Below are 20,640 nucleotides of genomic sequence, written 5' to 3'. Positions count from 1 at the left end.
AGCCGCATCCGATCGGTTAAGACGCGGGATAAAATGACGGGAAAGGAAGAGACGAGACCATGGACGCGAACAGCCATTCCCCCAAAGGCATGCCCGAAGCAACGGTGAAATACCGCGCCTATCCCCAGATTAACATTCCCGACCGGACATGGCCGTCCAAAGTGATCACCAAGGCGCCGATCTGGTGCTCCGTCGACCTGCGCGACGGCAATCAGGCGCTGGTCGATCCGATGGGTCACGATCGCAAGGCACGCATGTTCCAGCTGCTGCTGGATATGGGCTTCAAGGAAATCGAGATCGGCTTCCCCTCTGCTTCGCAGACCGACTTCGACTTCGCCCGCTGGTGCATCGAGCACGGGAACGTGCCTGATGATGTGTCGCTGCAGGTTCTCGTCCAGTGCCGCCCGGAATTGATCACCCGTACCTTCGAAGCTCTGGAAGGTGCCAACAAGCCGATTGTGCATTTCTACAATTCCACCAGCGAATTGCAGCGCCGCGTGGTGTTTGCCAAGGACGTGCAGGGTATCAAGCAGATCGCCGTCGATGCGGCCAAGATGATCACCGACATGGCGGCCAAGGCCGGCGGCGGTTATCGTTTCGAATATTCGCCCGAGAGCTTCACCGGCACCGAGCTGGATGTGGCGCTGGAAATCTGCAACGCCGTCATCGACGTCATGAAGCCGACGCCTGATAACAAGCTGATCATCAACCTGCCGTCGACGGTCGAGATGGCGACGCCGAACATCTATGCCGATCAGATCGAATGGATGTGCCGCAATCTCGACAACCGCGAAAACCTGATCATCTCCCTGCATCCGCACAATGACCGCGGTACTGGCATCGCTGCCGCCGAATTGGCCTTGATGGCCGGCGCCGACCGCGTCGAAGGCACCTTGTTCGGCAATGGCGAACGCACCGGCAATGTCGACGTCGTCACCATGGCGCTGAACATGTTCACGCAAGGGGTCGATCCGGAGCTGGATTGCTCGAACATCGAGCGCATGAAGGAAGTCTTCGAGTATTCCAACCAGATGGCGATCGGTGAGCGTCATCCTTACGTCGGTGAACTCGTCTACACGGCCTTCTCCGGTTCGCACCAGGATGCGATCAACAAGGGCATGAAGGCCTCCAAGGTTGCCAACGATCCGGTTTGGGAAGTGCCTTATCTGCCGATCGACCCGCAGGATGTCGGCCGCACCTATGAGGCGATCATCCGCATCAACTCGCAGTCCGGCAAGGGCGGCATCGCCTACATCATGCAGCAGGACTACGGCCTGAACCTGCCGCGTAATCTGCAGGTGGAGTATCGCGAGGAGATCCAGCGCATTACCGACGAGGAAGGCAAGGAATTGCCGTCCAAGCGCATCTACGAGCATTTTATCGAGCGCTACGTCACGCAGCCGAACGCCCGGATCCGGTTCATCGACCACCACACCTTCGCCGATCCCGAACACAAGGGTCAGCGCATCGTCGCGGCCGAGATTTCCGACAATGGCGAGGTAAAGCGCATCGAAGGCCGCGGCAATGGTCCGATCGACGGCTTCATCAACGCGCTCTCGATCTATCTCGGCGTGCCGATGTCGGTTGAGGATTACTCCGAGCATTCACTGCAGCACGGTTCCAACGCCGCAGCGATCTCCTACGTCGAGATTTCCTATGAGGGCGGCAAACTCTTCGGTGCCGGCATCAATACGAACATCGTTGCCGCCTCTCTCGAGGCAATCGTCTCGGCTGCCAACCGCGTGCTCGATATCAAGGCCTCAAAGGGCTGAACTCAGCCGCAGAGGTTCAATAAAATTCGATCCCCTCGATTATCGTCGAGGGGATTTTTGTTGGTAATCGGGGAGTTTCGCAGCGAGAGGGCCAGCCGGTCACAGTAGCTTGCGGTAGACGACAAAGCCGGAACGTTCGGCCATCTTGTCGTAAACGCGCATCGCGGTCGCGTTCGTTTCGTGCGTTTGCCAGTAGACGCGAGGGGAGCCCGCTTGCCGGGCCTGTGCGTAAACGGCTTCGATCAAGGCCGACCCGATGCCCAGTCCGCGGGCGGCCTCGCTGGTGAACAGGTCCTGCAGATAGCAGCTCGGCTCGATGGCCGTGGTGCTGCGGTGAAAGAGATAATGCGTCAACCCGAGAAGCTGCCCGTCTTTTTCGGCGACTAGCGCGTGTACCGGTTCATAAGCATCGAAAAATCGCTCCCAGGTCATCTGCGTGATGGCAGTGGGAAGCGCCGTCGCATCGAAGCGTCCGTAAAACCTGTTGTAACCCTCCCACAGGAAGAGCCACTGCTCGTAGTCTTGCCGCTTCAAGGGCCGGACAAGAAAATTATCGGTCATGTCTCTCGCTCACATAGGGAAGGGGCGGCTGGTGGCGAAACCGACCGCGGGCGAAGCACGAAACTTCGCGATTGTTGCGTTTATGATTTCTTGTTGGCGAGCTCGTCGCGCTGCTTCGTCAGCCGCTCAAGCTCTTCTTCTTGATCGGCGATGCGTTCCGATGTCCGCTCTTCGTCGGCTGCGCCGGAAAAGGCGGTTGCCTGTTCGATCAGTTCGCGGAGATTTTCCTTGATGACCGCTATGCGTCTGTCGATTTCCGGAATGGTCAGCAGTACGTCCGACATGTTGAAACTCCAACAAAGATGACGATGCAGTGCGATTACCGCATGGTATTATCCATCGGCCTGACGGCGGCTGCAAGCTGCAAAAGCGAGGGGAACTGCTAGAGCCGGAGGATTTTGGGCTTGTTTGACCTAGAATCTGAATCCGCTCTAGAATCAAAGAAGTAGAGCGTCATGTCGTCCGAAAACCGCCTATACTTTTCGGCATCACGCTCTATCAGATTTCCGAGGATACCCTCTTGGCGATCTGGTCGAGCATGGCATCCGAGGATGGGCCGACGACGGCGTAGGTCGCACCATCGCGGTACCAGGAGACAATGCTGACGTCGTCCTTGATGGTTTCGTCGAAATTGCTGTTGTTTGCGACGCCCTCGGTCCTGGTAAAGCAGACGGCGACGACATCACCGTCGAGGTTCTTGTAGATCAGCTGACCCACCGGCTTGCCGCCGGCGATGAACATGCGCGCGCCTTGAAAGACCAACCCGTCAGCGGCGAGGTCCGGAAAGTTGAATTTGACGCCGACCGTGCCCGATAGCCATTTGCTGATTTCATCCAGTTCGCTGGCTTGCATCTCGACCATGTGGCGCGGTTGCCGCGAATAGATGCGATGATATGCCGCGATGTCGTCGAGCCAATTGCGCATCGTTGCTTGCGCCGGAGTAAGAGGCGTGGCTGCGGGGACATCCGCCGGCTGCATGCCGAAGAGATAGCCGATGCCGCCGCCGAGCACGAACAGGATGAGGGCTGCGGCAAGCGACTGCCTGCCCGTTGGCGCGAGCTTGAACGAGGGGCGCGCGAGGCGAGGGGAGGCGTCGCGTGACTTCGGAGGCTGTGCGCTTTTGATCGATCGCACCAGTGCCAATGGCACCGGTTCCTTCAGAACCTCGTCGAAAGCCTTGCGCCCAACGTCTGAGCCGTGCCTCAGTTCATCGAGAATCCGCCGTGCTTCTGGATCGGAGGCGATCAGTTTTTCCAGCTCTTCCTTTTCGTCACGGCTCATTTCGCCGTCCATGAAGGCGGACAGGCGAATTTCGAGCGGCAATTTCTTCATGTCCTGCAATGCTTAAAACCTTCGAGACGAGCGGCTGTGACCTTGAGCGGCGAGATAGAGGCGGGCGCTGGAGAGTCGCGACGTCAATGCCGACAGGGGGATGCCGAGAATATCGGCTGCCTGCTTGTAGTTGTGCCCTTCGACATCGACCAGCAGGAAGACACTGGCAAGTCCTTCGGGCAAAGATGTGACCAAGCGATGCGCTTCTCCGGCTTCCACAGGATTTGGATGCAGGCCGGATGCCAATTCGCCCTGCTCAAGGGCATTGCCCTTAGCAGTTGAGCGCATCTTGTGGCGCCGGGCTTCATCGATCCATTGATTCCGGGCCATCGTGTAGAGCCAGCTTTCCAGCTTGCCGACGCCATTCCACAGATGGAACTTGGCGATGCCGCGCTGACAGATGCTCTGGACGAGTTCATCGGCCTCCGTCAGGTCGCCGGTCAGCGTTATCGCGAAACGGCGGAGCTTTGGAAGAAGACCGACCAGATCTCGTCTGATATCGATGGCAGCTACCGGCGTGGGCATTGGTCTTCCGAAGAGAGGTTGGAGGTTGTCGCGTAGCCGATCTCTTCCCGCACCCCTGGGCCTTTCCCTTGGGAAAGGCGATGCGAATGGAATGATCGTCCTGTGTTGGTATGAACCATTTTCGTGCTGCTTCGCAAGCCTTCAAAAACGCCTGCGTGCGTGCCCGTCACTGTGTCGGTGATGCGCCAGAATGCCATGGATCACTCCTCAATAAACGACATGGCCCTTGAGTGATTGCAGCAACGAGCGGTAGGCCCAGGTGTTTTCGCCGCCGCGATCACGAATTTCCACGAGCTGGATGCGCGCGCCCTGAACATCGCCCTGTTCGAGCAGGGCCTGCCCCATATAGGAGCGCGCCAGAATGTAGTTTGCATCATGCTGCAGGGCCTTGCGATAGTAGCTCATGCCAAGCTGCATGCGGCCGGCCTTGCGATTGGAATAGCCGAGGTAGTTGAGGATCCGGGGATCATTCTCGTCCTTGGCAAGCTTCAGGACCGTAATGGCATTGTCGTATTGACCGGCATAGGCGAATTCCCGCGCGGCTTGAAACAACTGGTCATCGTTGAAGCCGCTTTCCTTCGGCTTCACGCATTCCTTCTTGTCCTTATCCCATACCTTGCCGTCTGTGCACTCGGTCGTGGTCTTGCTCTTCGGCGGCGGGGCCGTTTCATCACTTTCCGAGCCGGCGGCAAAAGCCTGCAGGCTGGAAGCAAGCATGACCCCCGCAACCAGAGCGCTCATTGCGGAGTTTTTCGCAGCGACTTTGAGACCCATGCCATCCTCCAGGATTCCGAGGCTTCAATTGTAGCGCGGCATCTTGGAAAACGCTACCGCAACCACGCAGCCGAAGGCCGCGAGAGGCGCATTATGAGGCCAGAATATCGATGCCAGTGGCGTTCACGCCGTCGCCATCGGCATTGATGCTGTAGCGTTCGGCACTCAACTCCCAGGAACCAGGCCGGCCGGCGATCGAGAAGAGGTTGTAGGCGGCGGGAGGTTTGAAACCGCCGACATTCTGGGACGCCGAAGCAATTCCCACAACCGGGACCGGGCCGTTGTGGCTGCGCAGCCAGTGCAGGGTATTCAGGTGGGTATGGCCATGAAGAACCAGCTCGGCGCCGCCAGTCGAGATGGCTGCCGCAAAGCGACGAATACCGATCATGCGCTTGTAGAAGCTGGTGGCGCCGCGGATCGGTGGATGGTGGATCATGACGACGCGAAAGAGCCCGGCATCGCCGGCGGCGCGGAGCATGTTGACTGTCTCGCGCGCTTGACGGGCAGAATAAAATCCGCTGGCCGCGAAGGGTGGGGTGGCGACGGCGGTCGAGCAGCCGATCAGCGCAACCTGATCCCGAATCCGCAGATAGGGGAAGACATGCCGATCCTCCTGCCACTCTGTGGGGGCGCGGTCCCCTTTGACATAAGGATACCATGCACGCATGGCCCTCTCGTAGGATCCGGGCACATAGGCGTCGTGATTGCCGGGAACGACAGAGGTGTGCAAGGGATCGCCGACCGTTTTCAGCCAAGCGGCGGCCGTCTCGATTTCGATACCGCTTGCAAGGTTGACGAGATCGCCCGTCACCGCCAGATGATCTGCCTCTTTCGCCTTGATATCGTCCAGAAGCAGATCCAGCGTATTGCCAAAAAGATGCTTGCGTCGGTTTCGGTGCCAGTTCACAAATCCGGTAATGCGTTTGGAGGCGAGCTCTCTGATCGAAAGGCGTGGCAGGGGGCCCAGATGGACGTCGGAAATGTGCGCGAGCTTGAACATGGGGTGAGACATAGCCCACTCTACTGCCAAAACAAATAGATCGCCGGTTTGAATAAGGGGTGGGGCGTTACGGTTTGCGCATGAACGACAAGATTGCACGAGACGAAAAGAGTAGCGTATGGGCGAAGCTGTTTGGCCGGGCTCTGCACGTCTATTTCGCGTTGACCCGAAGCATGACTCTGGGCGTGCGTGCCGCATGTTTCGACGCTGAAGGGCGGATCTTTCTGGTGCGCCATTCCTATATTGCCGGCTGGCACATGCCCGGCGGCGGCGTCGAGCGCCACGAGGCGGTGGAGCAGGCGCTTGAGAAGGAATTGCGTGAGGAAGGCAATCTGGTGATCTCGGGCGAGCCACAGCTCTTCCACGTCTATTTCAACAATCGCACCAGCAAGCGCGATCACGTCGTCTTCTATCGTGTCGAGGTGACGCAGACTACACCGCGCAAACCGGACCGCGAAATCGTCGAGAGCGGTTTCTTCCCGCGCGATGCACTCCCGCCGGGGACGACCAATGCGACGTTTCGCAGGCTGGAAGAGCTGGAAGGAACTGCGCGCCCTTCCAACTATTGGTAATCCCGCCTAGTCGCATTCGACAGCGGGATGTCCCTGTTTCCCGATCAAGCCGCTTTTGCGAGCCGGTCCCGGCCATGCGGGCGATGGAAATCCAGCTCGGGGCCGATCGGAACGATGCCCGTCGGGTTGATTGTCCTGTGGCTGCGATAGTAATGGTTCTTGATGTGAGCGAGGTTCACGGTCTCCGCCACGCCGGCGATCTGATAAAGATCACGAAGATATGCGGAGAGGTTCGCATAGTCGGCAATGCGGCGGATATTGCACTTGAAATGGCCGACATAGACGGCATCGAAGCGAACCAGCGTTGTGAAGAGCCGCCAATCCGCTTCGGTCAGACGTTCGCTAAACAGGTAGCGCTGCGTCGATAGCCTCTTGTCGAGCATATCGAGCGTTTCGAAAAGGCTGCGGGCACCGTCCTCATAGGCTTCCTGTGTCGTCGCAAACCCGGCCTTGTAGACGCCGTTGTTGACAGTGTCGTAAACGACGCTGTTCAGGGCATCGATTTCGGCGCGCAGATTGGCGGGATAGAAATCCTCGCGCGAGCCGGTCAATTCGTCGAAGGCGCTATTGAACATGCGGATGATTTCGGCTGATTCGTTGTTGACGATCGTACCGGTCTGCTTGTCCCAGAGAACGGGAACCGTCACCCGGCCGGAATAATGCGGATCGGCCTTGACGTAGACCTCCCAGAGCGTTTTCGCTCCGAAAAGAGGATCGATCGTTCCGCCGTCCGTTCCCTTGAATTCCCAGCCTTTTTCCAGCATCAGGGGATCGACGATCGAGACCGAGATCAGATCTTCCAGCTTCTTCAGCTTGCGGAAGATCAAGGTGCGATGTGCCCAAGGGCACGCAAGCGAAACGTAGAGATGGTAACGCCCGGCCTCGGCCTTGAAACCGCCGGTTCCGGTCGGGCCGGCCGCTCCGTCAGGGGTAATCCAGTTGCGGAATTGCGAGGCGGCGCGCTTGAAATGGCCCTTCGTTTCCTTGGTGTCGTACCAGACATCGTGCCAGATGCCGTCTACCAACATGCCCATTGTTCTGCCCTTTCGGAATTTCTAGAGAGGATGGTGCGGAAGATACGTCATAGCAGCGGAATTTCGAGCTGATAAACGATGAACACTGCGTAGCCACCGCAATCTACGATATAGACGCATGCGAGAGGCCGGTATTTTACGCTGCTGTCATCATGCGGACACGATCTTGCATCAACTGATGGCAGCATGCATTTTGCATTGGACGCGCTGGATATTTCCTGCTATCGGGCTTGTCACACTTTGAGGACCACTTGTCATGAAAGTAACCAGAAGCCTGCGACGACGCCGATGATCCCGAACGCTCCACGAGCGACTTCGAGAACAATTCCGTCTGTCTATCCGGTTTTCTTGGTCTAATGTACAAGCACGATCTGATCTACCTCACTGAGGATGCGTCGCACGACGCTGCCATCGAAATCATCAACGAAGAAGCATTTGGTCCTGGCCGGTTTACCCGTGCCGCAGCGCGGATTCGCGAACAGGGACCGCATGATCTGTCGCTTTCCTTCATCTGCGCCGATGACGGCGAGACGATTGCGTCCGTACGGATGACGCCGGTGCTCGCCGGCACCGTCAAAGGGCACCTGCTTGGACCGCTTGCGGTTCGGCCATCGCACAAGAACAAGGGTATTGGCCGCGAGCTCGTGCGGATTGCTGTTGAAGCGGCCAAGCGGAAAGGGTCGGAGGCCGTCATCCTCGTCGGCGATCCGCCTTACTATTGTCCGCTCGGCTTCGAAAAGGTCGCCTATAATGCTCTGGCGTTTCCGGGGCCGGTCGATCCGAACCGTGTTCTGGTGGTGCCGATTGTCGCCGATACACATGAGCGGCTGCAGGGCACCATCGCCTGGCGGGATGATATCCTGACTGGTGAGGACGAGGATTTCGACGAGATCGAGCCTTTGACGGCGATCGCGGTATAAGATCCGGAATAGATGGGCGATGATCGACGCGCTGGGTTCAGCGCTGCGGTAGCTTTTTCTGCAGGAAGAAACGGCTGCGGCCGACCGGAAAATCCGGCAACTCGCCGAAGATCGTATAACCCTGGCGCTGATAGGCGCGTAGCGCCTGTGGGTTGAAGGTATCGATCCACGCAGCGAAACAGCCGCGTGCCGCCGCTTCGGCTTCCGCCGCATCCAGTAGCTTGCCCGCCATACCCTGGCCGCGCAGGGTGTCGGGCACGAACAGCCATTGCGTGAACAGCCATCCCCAACCCGTATAGCCGGAGATTCCGCCGATGGTGTTGCCTTCGTCGTCCCGAATGAGCACGGCCAGCGCCCTGCGTTGCGATACGCCGATATCGGCGGCATTGAAGGCTGTCAGGCCCTGGCTGATCGCGGCGAGGTCGGCGTCGGAGGGGGCGTCCGTGATATCGAATTCTGTCATCATACTTACCGTCCTTCACGCCACCATGTGGCCGAGAAGGCAAAGAGGAGTAGAGCAAGGCCGGCAAAGCCTGCGAACAGGGGCAAGGAATTGATCCCCTTGAGCACGGTTTCGTCGGTCATGCGGACGGTTAGTCGCTGGCCGTCTGCGACGCGCACTGCGCCGCGAACCGGCAGGATCTGCGGGACCGTGACGCCGCCATTGGCGCTTGCGACACGGGTGACAAGGCCTTTGGTCTTTTGCACCAGCGGCTTCAGCGTTTCGGTGGTCGAGATCATCGCCTTAAACTCAGGAGCGTCGATGGCGCCGATATGCACTAGCGTCGAAAGATTGCCATCGCTGATCTGGTAGAGGCCGATCTCGTCCACATGCTTCTGAGCCTGATAGAGGCCGGGCTGCGCTTGCTTCAAATGCAAAGTCAGCGTCTTTCCGGAGGGCGACTTGATCGTGGCAGCGCCGGGATCGTCCCCGACCGTCTGACGTGTCACTTGCAGCGTGCGGCCGGAAGCACTCGCCGTCAGCGCTTCCTCCTCCAGAGCTGGTTCCTTCAACAGCCAATGAGCGATGCGGCGATAGAGCGATACATGCGGACCACCGCCTTCGAAGCCACGCGCCCACAGCCAACCTTCATCGGAGAGCAGCATGGCGACGCGACCCTGGCCGACGCGATTGAGCACCAGCAATGGACTGTTGTCTGCGCCGACCATGACGGTTTGGCCCTGGGGCTTTTCGACATCGACGGTGCGGAACCAGCGTCCCCAATGCGGTGGCTCGGTGTCCGATCCGTCCAGGCCGCGCGTCACCGGGTGCTTGCGGCCCTGGTCAGAGAGGCGAGGATAGAAGGGTTTCTCGATCATCTGGCCCGTCGGCTCTGCGGGCAGAACCGAGGCAAGCGGCGTCAGCGCGATCGAATTGCCGGCCGCGTGCTCGGGACCGGCGGCCACGAGCAACGCCCCGCCATTTTCGACGTACTGCGCCATGTAATCATAATAGATCGTCGGCAGGACGTTCTGACGGTCCTGGTAACGGTCGAAGATAATCAGGTCGAAGGAGCTGATCTTGTCGACGAAGAGTTCGCGTGTCGGGAAGGCGATCAGCGACAGTTCGTTGATCGGCGTGCCGTCCTGCTTATCCGGCGGGCGAAGAATAGTGAAGTGCACCAGGTCGACAGACGGATCCGACTTCAACAGGTTACGCCAGGCGCGTTCGCCCGCGTGCGGCTCGCCCGAAACCAGCAGGACGCGCATGTTCTGGCGGATGCCTTCTATCAGCTGAACCGTGCGGTTGTTGGTCGGCGTGACTTCGCCGGGGACTTCCGCGACGGAGAATTCGAGGACGTTGTTGCCGGCACGCGGCACCTTGAAGCTGAAGGGTGTATCCTGGCCCGGCGTCGCTTGCAGAGTGGCGATCTCGTCGCCGTTCATCTTGATGGTGACATCGGCGAGGCTGCCGGGGCTCTTGCCGTCGTCCACGACATGGAAAACGAGCTGTTGTTCGTCGTTGACGATGCCGAAGCGCGGCGCGCGCACGATTTCGATGCGGCGATCGAATTCATCGGGCTTGCCGGTGATCAGGCCATGGATCGGTGCGTCGAAGCCGAGCTGCTGGTTCACGCCCGGGATGTCGTGGATCTGTCCGTCGGTCAGGAAGATCGCGGCGCCGATGCGGGCGGGCGGCACATCCGCAATGGCAGAGGAGAGGGCTGTGAACAGGCGTGTCGACGGCGAGTCCGACTCGGCGGGGTCCCGCACATCGACGAAGCGCGGCTCAATACGCGGGAACTGCGCCAGCCGGTCCTTCAGCATCGCCAGCGCGTCATCCGTCATCTTGGTGCGCTCGGGCGTCTGCTGGCTGAGGCTTCGGTCGATGATGACCGGGACGATCGTTGTCAACTGGTCGCGGTCTTCCTGCATCAGCACGGGATTGGCCAGTGCGATCAGCAGCGTGAGGCCAGCAAGCGCACGGATCCAGCTGCCGCGCAGGCGTCGGTAGATGGCAAGTGCTGCGATGGCAAGCGTCACGACAGCAAGGGCCGATAGCACCGGCCAGGGCAGGAAGGGGGCAAAACCGATATTCATCTCACTGCCCCAACCGTTGCAAAATGTCGCCGACGTGCACCTGGTCTGACTTATAGTTGCCGGTCAGCATATACATCATGATGTTGACGCCGCTGCGGTAGGCATATTCGCGCTGGGTCTCGTCCGGGGGAACGGTCGGCAGCAATGGCGAGCCGTTCTGGTCGATCGCCCATGCGCCGGCGAAGTCGTTCCCCGTGATCATGATCGGCGTCACACCGTCCGATGAGGCGACCGCATTGCTGTCGCGGCGGCTATCCTGGCGCGCTTCCACCCAGAGAGGGCTATCGGCATAGCGGCCGGGAAAGCTCGAGAGCAGATAGAAGGACTTGGTCAGCACATGACCCGCCGGCACCGGCTCCAGTGCGGGAATGTCGAGATTGGCGAGGATCTGCTGCAGCCGCTGGCCGTTCGGTCCCGGCGATGAGGTATCGCCCATCGTGTTGATGGCATCGCGCGTATCGAAAAGCACGGTGCCGCCATTGCGCATATAGGCGTCGATGCGGTTGATCGCGTCGTTGGACGGCATGGGCGCCGTTGCAGATATCGGCCAGTAGATCAGCGGATAGAAGGCGAGTTCGTCCTTCGCCAGGTCCAGCCCAACTGGAGGGCCTGGTTCCAACGTCGTGCGGTAGGTCAGATAGTCCGAGAGACCGGCAAGGCCGCGTTCGGAAACACGGTCGACCTCGGACTCGCCCGTGACGACGTAGGCTAGATGCGTCTTGTCGAGCCGCGAATAAATGGTATCGTCGCCCGGCTTCGTATCGTCTGCTAGGGCATTGGCAGGATGCAGGGACGCTGCGACGGAAAAAGCCAGTAACAGCATTGCGGCGCCACCGGCGGCCGCCTTCGTCGATCTGCCGAAGCGTGAGAAAACACCATTCATGAAGAGCACGATCAGGCTATCCGCCAGAAGGGCGAGGAAGGCGAGGGTGAAGAGGATCGGCTTGGCAGACCATGCTTCGCCACCAATAAGGCCTTCGCGCAGGACCGTTCCGGCTGCCGCATCCAGTGGCTTGAGCGCCGTGCCGAGGCCGAGGACGTTGACGGCGGCAAAGCCCTCTTCGGTGCCGTACAGGCCGGGCGGATTGTCGAAACTGGCGGCGGGTGCGCCCTTGACACTGCGCTCCAGTGGGCGGGCGCTGCCGATTTCGCTGGTCAGAACGCCTTTGGCGGTCAAAAGCCGGTATGGCGGCATTGCTTCAGCCGTCTTGGCTGCAGTCTCCGCCGAGTTGACGCCGCCCGAGCGAGACAGCTGGACGATACGGCGCAGCATTTCGACGAAATCGCCAGAAATCGGCAGATCGGACCATTGCGGCTCGGCGCTTACATGGAAGAGGACGACGCGGCCGGCCTGCATCTGCTTTTCCGTGACGAGCGGCGTCCCATCGGCAAGGCTTGCCCAGGTTCGCTCAGCAAGATCCGGCGTGGGTTCGGCCAGAACCTGACGCTTGATAAGGACGTTGGTCGGCTTCGGCATCCCGGCGAAGGGGCCGAACGACGGGAAATCGGCGAGCGGCTGCGGCTCGGCCCAGGAGAGAGCGCCGCCGAACGTGCGTTCGCCTTGCCGCAGTGTCACGGGGACCAGCGGGTCATCGGCGGGTGCGGCGGCAAGGCGCGGGCCGGCGAAACGGATCAGCGTGCCGCCATTCTGGATCCAGCGCTGCAGCGGAGCGTAGGTTTCCTGCGGCAGGCGACCGACGTCGGCCATGATGATCACGGAGGGGTTGCCGGCCAGCAATTGCGGAATGGCCTTCGCCAGATCCGCGCTGCTGGGTTGGATCAGATCGGCGTAGGGCTGCAGGGCGCGCTGGATATAATAGAGCGGCGACAGGATCGGCTGGAATTCGTCTGCCGCCTGGCCCGAGAGCAGCGCCACGCGACGGCGGCGGAAGCCGTCGTCGAGCAGGTGAACGGTGCCGGCATTAGCATAGCGGTCGACACCGATGCGGGCGAAATCGTTGCGCATCTCGAAGGGAGCGGTGATGGAGCCGGTGGCGACGGTCTGGCCGCTGGCAAAATTCAGCGCTCCGGCAGCGATCGGCCGGCCTTGATTGTCCTGCGCCGTCAGTTGCAGGTGGAGCGGGCTGGCTCCATTCAACCGTGTCGCAGTGACGCTCATGTCGTTGACGTTGTTGGAGGCGCCGGTGATTGCGAGAATGTCGTTACCATTGCCCTCGATCAGCCGCAGTTCGCTTGGCTGGAGGGCGGCAAGCTGGCTGACGATATCGTCCTTTTCCCTCGCCTCGATACCATCGGAGATGAAGGCGATCGTTCCGGGCTTGCCGCCATTGAGCGCGGCCTTGACGGCGTCGGCAGCTCTTTGCCTGTCAGGCACCAGCGGCCTCGGGTTCATCGCATGAAGCTTGTCGCGGGCGGCAGTCGCGGCGCTGGGCGTCGCGTCATTGCTCTGCTCGGCGGTAAAGGCGATCGATACCGGAATGCCTTTGGCATCGGCATCGTCGATCAGAGCATCCGCGGTTCGGACACGGCGATCCCAGTCCGACGCGCTTGCCCAGCTGTTGTCGATCATCAGGACCAGCGGGCCGCCGCTCGACAGGGTATTGGTCCGCGGATTGAACATCGGATTGGCGATGGCGAGGATCACCAGGGCGGCGAGCAGCATACGCAGCAGCGTCAGCCACCAGGGGCTGCGCGCCGGCGTTTCCTCTCGCTTGAGGATGGACGCCAGAATTCGCAGCGGCGGGAAGACTTCGGCACGTGGCTGCGGCGGCGTCAGCCGCAGAAGCCACCAGATTGCGGGAAGCAGGATCAGAGCGGCGAGGATGGCGGGCGAAGCGAAGGCGAAGGAAAGTCCGCTCATGGCTGCCCTCCCGACGCTGCTCGTGCAGGCATGCCGGAAAGATACATGTGCACGGCCACCAGCGCTTCCGACGCCAGGTGATCGGTGCGATGGCTGATGAAGGTCCAGCCGAGATTGCGCAGCGATTGGCCGAGATTTTTGCGGCGGGCGAGATAAGCGCGCTGATAATCCTCGCGCAGGTTTTCGGCGCGACCGGCCATCAGCTTCGAGCCGGTTTCAGGATCGCTGAATTCGGTGCGGCCGTTATAGGGGAAGATTTCCTCGGCCGGATCTGCGACCTCGATGACGTGGCCGCGCAGTCCGCGGCGTGCCAGCGGCCCGATCCTGCCCATGACGCTGTCGGCATCATCGAGAAAATCGCCGATGAGCACGATATCGCTCCAGCCACGGATCATCGCCGTCTGCGGCAGGCCGCCTTCGAGCGGCGTATGCATCAGGGCCGCAGCTAATCGTTCGGCCGCATTGCGGGTCGAAACCGGCTCCATGACGCCGGGGCAACCGATCCGTTCGCCCGAACGGGAAAGGATCTCGGCAAGTGCCAGCATGATCACCAGCGCACGGCCTTCCTTGGAAACGTGGCCGTAGGTCGATTTATACATCATGGATGGTGAGAGGTCCGCCCAAAGCCAGATCGTATGAGCGGCTTCCCACTCATGATCGCGGATATAGGTATGATCGTCGCGGGCCGAGCGTCGCCAGTCGATGCGCGAAAGGCTCTCGCCTTCGGTATAGGGGCGAAACTGCCAGAAATTCTCGCCGATGCCCCGTTTGCGCCGGCCGTGCCAGCCGGCAATCACGGTATTGGCGATGCGCTTGGCTTCGACAAGGCAATCCGGCACGAGAGCGGCGCGGCTGCGGGCTCGGGAGAGCGCATCATTGCCCGAAGTCGGTCCGACGATCTGTCCGATGGATGCCACGCGCTATACTCTCCTCGACATCCGGCTTAGGTTCTCGACTGCTTTACCAGCCCTGCAATGACATCGCGCACGGACATGCCTTCGGCGCGGGCAGCAAAGGTCAGCGCCATGCGATGCTCGAGCACCGGTTCTGCAAGCGCATGCACGTCGTCGATCGACGGTGCAAGGCGGCCTTCATACAGCGCGCGGGCACGGGCGCAAAGCATCATGGCCTGGCCTGCGCGCGGGCCGGGACCCCAGGCGACATGCTTGTCGGTCGAGGCATTGCCCTGGCCGGGACGGGCGGAACGTACGAGAGACAGGATGGCATCGACCACGCCGTCACTGACGGGCATCTGGCGGATCAGCTGCTGGATCTCCAGCAGGCGCGCAGCATCGATGACGGCCTGCGGCGTCGCTTCGCTCAGGCCTGTGGTTTCGAGCAGGATGCGGCGCTCATCGGCAAGTTCCGGATAGCCGACATCGACCTGCAGGAGGAAGCGGTCGAGCTGGGCTTCCGGCAGTGGGTAGGTGCCTTCCTGCTCGAGCGGATTCTGGGTCGCGAGCACATGGAAGGGCGCGGGCAGATCGTAGCGCTGGCCGGCGATGGTGACGTGATATTCCTGCATCGACTGCAGCAGCGCCGACTGCGTGCGCGGCGAGGCGCGGTTGATTTCGTCGGCCATCAGCAATTGCGCGAAGACCGGACCTTTGACGAAGCGGAAGGAGCGGCGGCCGGTTTCATCTTGGTCCATGACTTCGGAGCCGAGAATGTCCGAAGGCATCAGATCCGGCGTAAACTGCACGCGATTGGAGGCAAGGCCAAGGACTGCGCCAAGCGTGGTGACGAGCTTCGTCTTCGCAAGGCCCGGCACGCCGACCAGCAGGGCATGACCGCCGGCGAGCACGGCAAGCAGGGTATTCTCCACCACGCTTTCCTGACCGAAAATGACCTTCGACACCTCCTGGCGAACGGCGGCAATATCGCCCAGCGCCTTTTCGGCTGCAGCGACGATGGCCTGCTCGTCGAGGTTCGTTTCGGTCGATTTGATCATGCCCATTTGCGTCTCCAGTGGCAGAAAAACGGTGCGCGCGATTCGCAGACCTTACACATTTGCCCCATAATCAATACAGCTTATCGCCACGAACATGGCTGACAAGCGCGTTTCGAATGACTATCTCGTGAGAAACTGTCGTATTCGTGATTAACCGCCAACCGGGACGGAAGAATGGCAACCGAGGAAATCAGGGCAACGGGCGACGCAGCGAGCTTGGCAGCGCTGATTTCGCGCGCCGCCGGTGATAGCGGCGGCCGCAAAAAGGGGCTGCCGCCCGTCGAGCGCTGGAATCCGCCATTCTGCGGCGATATCGACATGGAAATCCGGCCTGACGGAACCTGGTTCTATCTTGGCACGCCGATTGGACGTGCGCCATTGGTGCGGCTGTTTTCCACCGTCCTGCGCAAGGATGAGGACGGAAAGACCTATCTCGTCACGCCTGTGGAAAAGGTCGGCATCCGGGTGGTCGATGCGCCCTTCGTCGCCGTTGAGATGAGCGTGACCGAGCGTGACGGCCGGCGCGTGCTGACCTTCCGCACCAATGTCGGCGATGTCGTCGAAGCGGGCAGGGATCATCCGATCCGCTTCGTCATCCGCGGCGAAAACGACGAGCTGAAGCCCTATCTGCATGTTCGCGGGCGGCTTGACGCGCTGGTGACGCGCGCGGTCATGTATGATCTCGTCGAACTCGGTGAACCCGTCGAAATCGCCGGGCGCGAGATGTTCTGCGTGCGCTCCAGCGGCTCGATATTCCCGATCATGCCGGTTGCCGAATTGGATGCGCTGACGCGATGAGCGAATTCCCTCTCTATTCCGCAGATGAGTTTCGGCGCCGTGCGCTCCAGCAGAGCGGCGGCCCGGTCGAGCTTGCCTGGCGCGATCACGGCGACCATCGCCTCAATCCCGAAACCATATTGCAGGTCGAGGGGCTGAAGCTGAAGGATGCCGCCGTTCTCATTCCCGTTGTCGATAGTGGCGCCGACGCCAAGGTGATCTTCACGCTACGAACCTCGACCCTGCGCAAGCATTCCGGCCAGATCGCCTTTCCGGGTGGTGCCATCGACCCGGAGGATGCTTCGCCGGAAATGGCTGCCGTGCGCGAGGCAGGCGAAGAGATCGGGCTTGCGGATATCTTCATCGAGCCCGTAGCGCGCCTGCCGCATTATCTGGCGGCGACCGGTTTTCGCATCACGCCGATCCTGGCGGTGGTGAAGCCGGGTTTCGATCTGGCGCTGAACCCGACCGAGGTGGAAGACGCCTTCGAGGTGCCGCTCTCCTTCCTGATGGATCCAAACCACCATACGACTGACACCATGCTCTGGCAGGGAACCGAACGTCATTTCTATCGCATGCCCTATGGGCAGCGCATGATTTGGGGCATTACGGCGGGCATCGTCCGCACGCTTTATGAAAGGCTTTACACATGACCTCCGTCGCCGCCGAGCCCTGGTTTCGTGATAAGGCGCTGCAGCGGGTGCTGGCGTTGCTGAATGCCGATGGCGGCGAAGGCCGCGTCGTCGGCGGAGCCGTGCGCAACAGTCTCATGGGGTTGCCTGTCGCCGATATCGATATTGCGACGTCACTCTTGCCGGAGACTGTGGTCGAAAGAGCCGCGGTGGCTGGAATCAAGGCCGTGCCGACCGGCATCGCTCATGGAACGGTCACGCTCGTCATCGACGGCACACCGTTCGAGATCACCACTTTGCGGCGCGATGTTGAAACCGACGGACGGCGCGCAATCGTAGCTTTCAGCGAGGATTGGCAGGCGGATGCGGAACGGCGCGACCTGACGATCAACGCGCTCTATGCGTCTGCTGATGGTAGCGTCGTGGATCTCGTTGACGGGCTTGCCGATCTGGAGCGCCGCAATATCCGCTTCATCGGCGATGCCGCAACGCGGATTGCCGAGGATTATCTGCGCATATTGCGCTTCTTCCGCTTCTTCGCCCACTATGGCAACGGCCGGCCGGATGCTGACGGACTGCGCGCCTGCGCCGCCGCCCGATCGAAGATCGCGACATTGTCGGCCGAGCGCGTCTGGTCAGAGATGAAGAAGCTGCTTTCGGCGGGGGATCCCGGTCGAGCGTTGCTCTGGATGCGTCAGGTGGGTGTGCTGACCGAGGTTCTGCCGGAAACGGAAAAATGGGGCATCGACGCCATTCCGGCCCTGATTGCCACGGAGCAGGCGCTCGATTGGGTCGCCGATCCGTTGCTGCGGCTTGCCGCCATCGTGCCGCCGGACGCAGGCAGACTTGCGAAGTTGGCAGAGCGGCTGCGCCTTTCGAAGGCCGAAGCAGGCCATATGCAGGCCTGGGCAAGCGCGCCCGCTATCAAGGATGATATATCGGAGGCCGCATTCGACCGGCTGCTCTATCGCCACGATCCAATCGGCGTCACGGTTCGGCTGAAGCTGGCGCTCGCTGTTGCGCGCGGCAAGGCGGAAGGGGATTTTGAGGAAATGGCCCGTTCTGCCAGGCTTGGCAAATTGCTAGAGCGCGCGTCGAAATGGAAGAAGCCTGCCTTTCCGCTCCGTGGCTCGGATGCGCTGGCCGCCGGCGTCACCGCCGGCCCGCGTGTCGGAGAGTTGCTTGGCAAGCTTGAGCAGGAATGGCTCGAAGGAAACTTTACGGATGACCGGGCGAAGCTTCTCGCCCGGCTGAAGGATCTGGCAAGCGCCTGACGGCAAGGTGCCGATCAGGCCGCATTTGCCTCGTCGCGAATGCGTGCCTTGATATTGTCGATCATGTTTTCCCGGACGATTGTTTCGCCATGCGCGTCCCGCAAGTGCTCGACGGCGCGACGAACCACTTCGGCATCGTCCTTGGCCCGCGTGTGCCATGTGCAGCCGGGAACTAATGTACCGCATTCGAACAGTCGCATATCTTCCTCCTCATTCTTCTACGGCGTTTAACCTTCACGTCTTTCGGCATGAAGGTTAAACGCAACGGGCAGGGAAAGGTTTCTTTGTCCGGCATAGCCCTTGGCCTGTCGGACGCGCTCCTTCGGATGTTAGTCCGGCATGGCCCAGGATTTAAAGCAGTCGGACGACTGATACCCGGTGATAGGCACTTGTCTGGCCGAACGATCGGCCTCCATGCGAGCGATGTCGCGTGGTGACTTGCCTGCAAGCTGCATTCTCACCTGTTCGATGAAGCAGGACAGGGGTAAATCGGATCCACTGCGGACCCGCATATCCTCCGCTAGCCGGACAACGAACTCCGGACTATCGACTGTGCGCGAAAGCTTCTTTTCCTTGGAAACTTCCGTGACTTGATTCTGTACTGCCATTACAACCTCCTCCGATTGAAACGAGCATTACGTAACCTAGGCACTCACTCCGCCGATTTCAGGGCTTATCTGATCATTTTATATTGAACGCCCTACAGCATCTGCCCGAAAATCGGAATCGATTTTCGGAAAGCCTGATGCGTAGACTAAGAGATTTAGAACGTCCTTTGCACTTCCGTAAGGAAGCATACGCTCTAAGGCCAACGCACCACCGGCGGCATGGACGACAAGATCGACTCGACATTGCCGCCCGTCTTAAGCCCGAAGATTGTACCCCTATCATATAACAAATTGAACTCAACATAACGCCCGCGGCGGATTAATTGTTCGTCGCGCTCGTCTTCGGTCCAAGTCTCGTTGAAATTCGAGCGGACAATGCGCGGGTAGACCATGGAAAAGGCGCGCCCGACGTCGCGAGTAAAGGCAAAATCGGCGTTCCAGCCGCCCGCTTCCTCCGGCGAATGCAGCCAGTCGAAGAAGATGCCGCCGATGCCGCGGGCCTCGTTGCGGTGCTTCAGGAAGAAATACTCATCGCACCAGGTCTTGTAGCGCTGGTAATCCGCGACGTCGTGGCGATCACAGACGATCTGCATGGCGCGATGGAAAAGGACGCTGTCGGGATCTTCCTGGGTGCGCCGACGGTCGAGCACCGGCGTCAGGTCGGCACCGCCGCCGAACCAATGGCTCGTCGTGACCACCATGCGGGTATTCATGTGCACGGCCGGCACGTTCGGGTTAACCGGGTGGGCGATCAATGACAGGCCGGAAGCCCAGAAGCGCGGATCTTCCTCTGCACCCGGGATCTGGCTACGGAAATCGGGAGAGAATTCGCCATAGACCGTCGACGTGTGGACGCCGACCTTCTCGAAAACGCGGCCTTCCATCATCGACATACGGCCGCCGCCGCCCTGGCCGTTTTCCCTCAGCCAATCCTTCGCGACGAACCTTCCCGGTTCCTGATCGGAAAGAGGTCCGGCAAGCTCGTCTTCCAGCTTCTCGAACTCGGCGCAAATCGCATCGCGCAGGCTCTCGAACCAGGCTCGGGCGGCCTCTTTCTTTGCTTCAATATCCTCAGGCAGTCCTTTGGGAAGATTGGGTCGTTCCATTCATGCTCTCCGATGGTGCGAGCGGCCGGCGGCTCACGATTCGCACCCTATGTATCGTGATCGTGAATAACAGCAACTCTGCGGCGCAGCCAGTGCAGCGACGTCGCAGGAGAATCGACTCGCCAAATTCCCGGTGCGGTATTATGTTCCCCCTCTCAAAGGCGAGGTTTGATCATGAAGATACCCGGACCGCCGCCCCTTGATGGGTTGAGAAGCAGAATATTCCGCTACCGGCAGGAGCATCCAGCCGGAGGAAAGAGCGATTTCGTTCGCGAGACCTATTGTCTCAGTCGTCCAGATGCACGTGCCAAGGCACGCGAATGGTTCGACGAATTTCCGAAGGCCGCCTATTGGACCGAAGTCGAAAGCTGGCGTCAGATCGAGGGCGACCGTATCGAATTCACCATGCGGCGCTTGCCGTCGGCGGATTGAAACGGACG

22 protein-coding genes are annotated in these 20,640 nt (G+C 60.5%); 7 read left to right on the top strand and 15 right to left on the bottom strand.

Annotation, left to right across the window (positions count from 1 at the left end; genetic code table 11):
* Positions 1-59 precede the first annotated feature (59 nt).
* Complete coding sequence (leuA, locus tag QD461_RS00165; RefSeq protein WP_414085942.1) at positions 60-1,772, top strand: 2-isopropylmalate synthase; 1,713 nt, start codon at positions 60-62, stop codon at positions 1,770-1,772.
* A gap of 99 nt (positions 1,773-1,871) precedes the next feature.
* On the opposite strand, the gene QD461_RS00160 is transcribed toward leuA, so the two are convergent.
* The 6 genes from QD461_RS00160 to QD461_RS00135 all read right to left on the bottom strand — a co-directional run bounded on the left by QD461_RS00160 (position 1,872) and on the right by QD461_RS00135 (position 5,994).
* Complete coding sequence (locus QD461_RS00160; RefSeq protein ID WP_414085941.1) at positions 1,872-2,333, bottom strand: N-acetyltransferase family protein; 462 nt, start codon at positions 2,331-2,333, stop codon at positions 1,872-1,874.
* 80 nt (positions 2,334-2,413) lie between these two features.
* Positions 2,414-2,617, bottom strand: coding sequence for a hypothetical protein (locus QD461_RS00155; RefSeq protein ID WP_184703103.1), 204 nt, complete (start codon positions 2,615-2,617; stop codon positions 2,414-2,416).
* Between the two features lie 214 nt (positions 2,618-2,831).
* Positions 2,832-3,674: an anti-sigma factor family protein gene (locus tag QD461_RS00150; protein ID WP_184703104.1), complete on the bottom strand. Its 843-nt coding sequence runs from the start codon at positions 3,672-3,674 to the stop codon at positions 2,832-2,834.
* A gap of 3 nt (positions 3,675-3,677) precedes the next feature.
* Entirely contained in the window at positions 3,678-4,190 is a 513-nt protein-coding gene (locus QD461_RS00145; RefSeq protein ID WP_414085940.1) for an RNA polymerase sigma factor, read from the bottom strand.
* A gap of 207 nt (positions 4,191-4,397) precedes the next feature.
* Positions 4,398-4,931: a tetratricopeptide repeat protein gene (locus tag QD461_RS00140; protein ID WP_414086321.1), complete on the bottom strand. Its 534-nt coding sequence runs from the start codon at positions 4,929-4,931 to the stop codon at positions 4,398-4,400.
* 124 nt (positions 4,932-5,055) lie between these two features.
* Positions 5,056-5,994 carry a metallophosphoesterase family protein gene (locus QD461_RS00135; RefSeq protein WP_414085939.1) on the bottom strand — a complete coding sequence of 313 codons (939 nt, stop codon included), beginning with the start codon at positions 5,992-5,994 and terminating at the stop codon, positions 5,056-5,058.
* 50 nt (positions 5,995-6,044) lie between these two features.
* Here QD461_RS00135 and QD461_RS00130 point away from each other — a divergent pair, with 50 nt between their 5' ends.
* The gene (locus tag QD461_RS00130) at positions 6,045-6,536 is read left to right on the top strand and encodes an NUDIX domain-containing protein (protein WP_414085938.1); all 492 of its coding nucleotides are present in this window, start codon (positions 6,045-6,047) and stop codon (positions 6,534-6,536) included.
* 44 nt (positions 6,537-6,580) lie between these two features.
* Here the strand turns inward: QD461_RS00130 and QD461_RS00125 are convergent, their stop codons facing one another.
* A complete protein-coding gene (locus QD461_RS00125) occupies positions 6,581-7,570 on the bottom strand; it encodes a glutathione S-transferase family protein (RefSeq protein WP_184703109.1) in 990 nt (329 codons plus the stop codon).
* A 356-nt stretch (positions 7,571-7,926) separates the two neighbouring features.
* Between QD461_RS00125 and QD461_RS00120 the strand changes: the two genes are divergently transcribed.
* Entirely contained in the window at positions 7,927-8,490 is a 564-nt protein-coding gene (locus tag QD461_RS00120; RefSeq protein ID WP_414085937.1) for a GNAT family N-acetyltransferase, read from the top strand.
* 37 nt (positions 8,491-8,527) lie between these two features.
* Here QD461_RS00120 and QD461_RS00115 read toward each other — a convergent pair whose 3' ends face one another.
* Genes QD461_RS00115 through QD461_RS00095 form a run of 5 tightly spaced genes read right to left on the bottom strand, consistent with a single transcriptional unit; the run spans position 8,528 to position 15,809 of the window.
* Positions 8,528-8,953 carry a GNAT family N-acetyltransferase gene (locus QD461_RS00115; protein ID WP_414086320.1) on the bottom strand — a complete coding sequence of 142 codons (426 nt, stop codon included), beginning with the start codon at positions 8,951-8,953 and terminating at the stop codon, positions 8,528-8,530.
* A gap of 5 nt (positions 8,954-8,958) precedes the next feature.
* Entirely contained in the window at positions 8,959-11,031 is a 2,073-nt protein-coding gene (locus QD461_RS00110) for a hypothetical protein (RefSeq protein ID WP_414085936.1), read from the bottom strand.
* 1 nt (position 11,032) lies between these two features.
* Positions 11,033-13,852, bottom strand: a complete 2,820-nt coding sequence (locus QD461_RS00105) for a DUF4159 domain-containing protein (protein ID WP_414085935.1) — start codon at positions 13,850-13,852, stop codon at positions 11,033-11,035.
* Positions 13,849-14,769 (bottom strand): DUF58 domain-containing protein, encoded by a 921-nt coding sequence (locus tag QD461_RS00100; protein WP_414085934.1) that lies wholly within the window; start codon positions 14,767-14,769, stop codon positions 13,849-13,851. Before QD461_RS00100 ends, QD461_RS00105 begins: the two co-directional genes overlap by 4 nt.
* Positions 14,770-14,795: 26 nt before the next feature.
* Positions 14,796-15,809 (bottom strand): AAA family ATPase, encoded by a 1,014-nt coding sequence (locus tag QD461_RS00095; protein ID WP_414085933.1) that lies wholly within the window; start codon positions 15,807-15,809, stop codon positions 14,796-14,798.
* A 168-nt stretch (positions 15,810-15,977) separates the two neighbouring features.
* Between QD461_RS00095 and QD461_RS00090 the strand changes: the two genes are divergently transcribed.
* The 3 genes from QD461_RS00090 to QD461_RS00080 are packed head-to-tail and all read left to right on the top strand — an operon-like array spanning position 15,978 to position 18,486.
* On the top strand, positions 15,978-16,601 hold the full coding sequence (locus QD461_RS00090) for a DUF1285 domain-containing protein (RefSeq protein ID WP_414085932.1): 624 nt from the start codon (positions 15,978-15,980) through the stop codon (positions 16,599-16,601).
* Positions 16,598-17,233: an NUDIX hydrolase gene (locus QD461_RS00085; RefSeq protein WP_184703116.1), complete on the top strand. Its 636-nt coding sequence runs from the start codon at positions 16,598-16,600 to the stop codon at positions 17,231-17,233. Before QD461_RS00090 ends, QD461_RS00085 begins: the two co-directional genes overlap by 4 nt.
* A complete protein-coding gene (locus tag QD461_RS00080) occupies positions 17,230-18,486 on the top strand; it encodes a CCA tRNA nucleotidyltransferase (RefSeq protein ID WP_414085931.1) in 1,257 nt (418 codons plus the stop codon). The genes QD461_RS00085 and QD461_RS00080 overlap by 4 nt, the downstream gene beginning before the upstream one ends.
* 14 nt (positions 18,487-18,500) lie before the next feature.
* Here QD461_RS00080 and QD461_RS00075 read toward each other — a convergent pair whose 3' ends face one another.
* From QD461_RS00075 to hemF, 3 genes are all read right to left on the bottom strand, one after another.
* Positions 18,501-18,686, bottom strand: a complete 186-nt coding sequence (locus QD461_RS00075; protein ID WP_414085930.1) for a DUF1059 domain-containing protein — start codon at positions 18,684-18,686, stop codon at positions 18,501-18,503.
* 129 nt (positions 18,687-18,815) lie between these two features.
* The gene (locus QD461_RS00070) at positions 18,816-19,094 is read right to left on the bottom strand and encodes a hypothetical protein (RefSeq protein WP_184703119.1); all 279 of its coding nucleotides are present in this window, start codon (positions 19,092-19,094) and stop codon (positions 18,816-18,818) included.
* Positions 19,095-19,288: 194 nt separating this feature from the next.
* On the bottom strand, positions 19,289-20,200 hold the full coding sequence (hemF, locus tag QD461_RS00065) for an oxygen-dependent coproporphyrinogen oxidase (RefSeq protein ID WP_414085929.1): 912 nt from the start codon (positions 20,198-20,200) through the stop codon (positions 19,289-19,291).
* A gap of 171 nt (positions 20,201-20,371) precedes the next feature.
* Between hemF and QD461_RS00060 the strand changes: the two genes are divergently transcribed.
* On the top strand, positions 20,372-20,632 hold the full coding sequence (locus QD461_RS00060) for a hypothetical protein (protein WP_184703242.1): 261 nt from the start codon (positions 20,372-20,374) through the stop codon (positions 20,630-20,632).
* The last annotated feature ends 8 nt before the right edge of the window (positions 20,633-20,640 follow it).

This window comes from Rhizobium sp. BR 314 (assembly GCF_047445805.1).
Taxonomy (GTDB): domain Bacteria; phylum Pseudomonadota; class Alphaproteobacteria; order Rhizobiales; family Rhizobiaceae; genus Rhizobium; species Rhizobium lusitanum_B.
This window is presented reverse-complemented; position numbering and strand designations above follow the sequence as displayed.